The 2412-nt window shown below is 63.5% G+C and carries 3 protein-coding genes; 2 read left to right on the top strand and 1 reads right to left on the bottom strand.

What is annotated here, in order from left to right; translation table 11 throughout:
• A partial coding sequence (locus IEX25_RS19535; RefSeq protein WP_188717375.1) for an ATPase, T2SS/T4P/T4SS family occupies nt 1-859 on the top strand: 859 nt, incomplete at its 5' end.
• A gap of 187 nt (nt 860-1046) precedes the next feature.
• Nucleotides 1047-1907 carry an Abi family protein gene (locus IEX25_RS19540; RefSeq protein ID WP_188717377.1) on the top strand — a complete coding sequence of 287 codons (861 nt, stop codon included), beginning with the start codon at nt 1047-1049 and terminating at the stop codon, nt 1905-1907.
• Nucleotides 1908-1910: 3 nt separating this feature from the next.
• On the opposite strand, the gene IEX25_RS19545 is transcribed toward IEX25_RS19540, so the two are convergent.
• On the bottom strand, nt 1911-2412 hold a 502-nt coding region (locus IEX25_RS19545; protein WP_229665514.1), incomplete at its 5' end, for a type IV secretory system conjugative DNA transfer family protein.

A 2412-nucleotide genomic window follows, 5' to 3' on the forward strand; every position in this document is an offset into this window, starting at 1 on the left:
CGGGATCATCCTCCCGCCAGTCGAGGTCAGGGATCTGGCGGGTCTGATCGCCAACAAGCAGCGTCTGACGCTGACCGACAGCCAGCCCGCGATCTCGACCACCATCGAGGTTGCGGGTGCCGCCCTGCGCTGCCAAGCCATCATCCCGCCCGCCTCCGCAGGCGGCACGGTCATTTCGGTTCGGGTGTTCCGCCGCAGGGCGGCCGGCGATGCACCTCGGCACTTCCGCTTTTTGCGCGACCCGACCGTGTCGCTGGAAGCAGAGCGGCTGGAGCGGCTGCGCGAGATCCGCAGCCTGGGGACCGAAGGCCACGATCCCGACGCGTTCCTGCGGGCCTGCGTTCAATCCCGCGTGAACCTCGTGATCTCCGGGGGCACTTCCTCAGGCAAGACCGAACTGGCGCGGCGCCTCCTGTGGATGGTGGAAGACGAGCATCGCCTGGCCCTGATCGAGGATGCGACAGAACTGCTTCCATCCCAGGAGAATACGGTCAGCCTGATCGCCGATCGCACGGAGGCCTCCCCTCGCTCGGCGGGCAGGCTTCTGGAGATGACCCTGCGCCTGCGCCCCGACCGGATCATCCTGGGCGAGTTGCGCGGCATCGAGGCGGTCACCTTCCTGGAGGCGATCAACACCGGCCATGAGGGCAGCTTCACGACCATCCATGCCACAAGCGCGCGCAAGGCCGTCAACAGGCTGGCCTTCCTAGTCATGCGCGCGGGCATGCCGCTGACGCTGTCGGAAATCCGTGACTATGTTCTCCAGTCCGTCGATGTCGTCGTGCAGACTGGCCGGGTCGGCACCGGGCGGGGCATCCTGGAGACCTGGTTTCCGGGGCTCGATGGGGAGAGCGCCTGACGTATCCCCCAAGCGGCAACTGGAGAGCGGAGAGGATAAAAAGGGATGGATAAGGTTTGCGATACGGGACCGCACGGTTGACATTCCCGGCGCAAATCGCCATCTTCATTTCAACAACACCCCCCAGGCGACCGGCCGAAAGGCCGAGCTCAATACCGGGGGGTTACTTATATCCGGACGTCGTCTNGTGGTAAGAAATACTTCCGAGGCGGAGACGTGGCTTGAGACCGTCGGCTACTATCGACTGAGCGCCTATTGGCTGCCGTTCGAGTTGCCTCCCCCTCCTGGTCAGACCCGCAGCAAGCGCTTCGCCGAGGGAACATCCTTCGACCAGGTCATTGAGCGCTACGTCTTCGACCGCAAGCTGCGGCTCCTGCTCCTGGAGGCGATCGAACGCGTCGAGATCCATGTGCGCTCGCGGTGGACTTATCATCTGGCCCATGCGCACGGGGCGCATGCCCATCTCCGTGCCTCCGCTTTCCGGGGTGCCAGGGTGCATACCGAGCTTCTCGCAAAGCTGGCCCGTTCGGCGGAAAAGTCAGACGAAACCTTTATCGCCCACTACCGCACCAAGTACACGGACCCCTACCTGCCGCCGCTCTGGGCAGTTACCGAACTGATGACGTTCGGGGAACTGTCCCGATGGGTGCAGATCACCAGGGACCTTCCCATCAAGGCCGCCGTGACGCGCGATCTAAGCCTCCCGACTGTGGAGATCACGGACGGCGTCCTGCAGGCCTTGTCCTATGTCCGCAACATCTGTGCGCACCACTCCAGATTGTGGAACAAGCGGCTGGTCAAGCGCGTCCCGCGGGTCAAGCGGTGGGGCCGGGACATGGTGCTCGACACCTCGACCGGCCAGGCACAACCGGACAACAGGCTCTACAACGTCATGGTCGCCCTGCTTCACCTCCTGGACAGCCAGCGGACGGACAGCACCTGGCGGGCGCGCCTGATCGACCTTCTGGGAACAGTGTCGGACCTGGAACTGCGTGCCATGGGATTTCCCGAAGATTGGCAGGAACGAAGTGTGTGGGGCGGCCCGTAACCCCTATATCGACACCGTCGGATTGGCCTGGTCCTGGCCACCCCTTGCCTTGCTCCGCAGCCTACTGTCAAAACGGTCCATCTTGTCTGAGGCGGCCTGGAAATCTGGTTCCTCAATCACCGCGTCATCGGCCTCGGCCTTATGAGTCTCTGCAATGTCTTGCGCCAGTGGAGGCTCCGTCTCGGACCTCTCTACGCCATCTCTCCAGGGTTCGGCATCGGGATAGAGGATGCGGTCCTCCTTCAGTGCCATGACTTCGGCACGCAAATCCTCGAGTTCCGCTTGCAGGCGATCGGGATAGGGCAGCGGTCCCTTCTGCGCGTCGATGATGGTCTTGAACCAGGCGTCTTCGTAATAGACGATCCGGTCGACGAGGATCGGGTTCTGCCTCTCGGGGATTAGGAGGATCTTGTCGGGATCGAGCCTGCGGACCTCGTCGGGGGTCATCAGCGGGCGTTCCTCGTTGCGCCGCGAGACCGACCGCTTCAGCAACCCCTGCCCGTCT

The sequence above is a fragment of the Paracoccus acridae genome, assembly GCF_014642735.1.
Taxonomy (GTDB): Bacteria; Pseudomonadota; Alphaproteobacteria; order Rhodobacterales; family Rhodobacteraceae; genus Paracoccus; species Paracoccus acridae.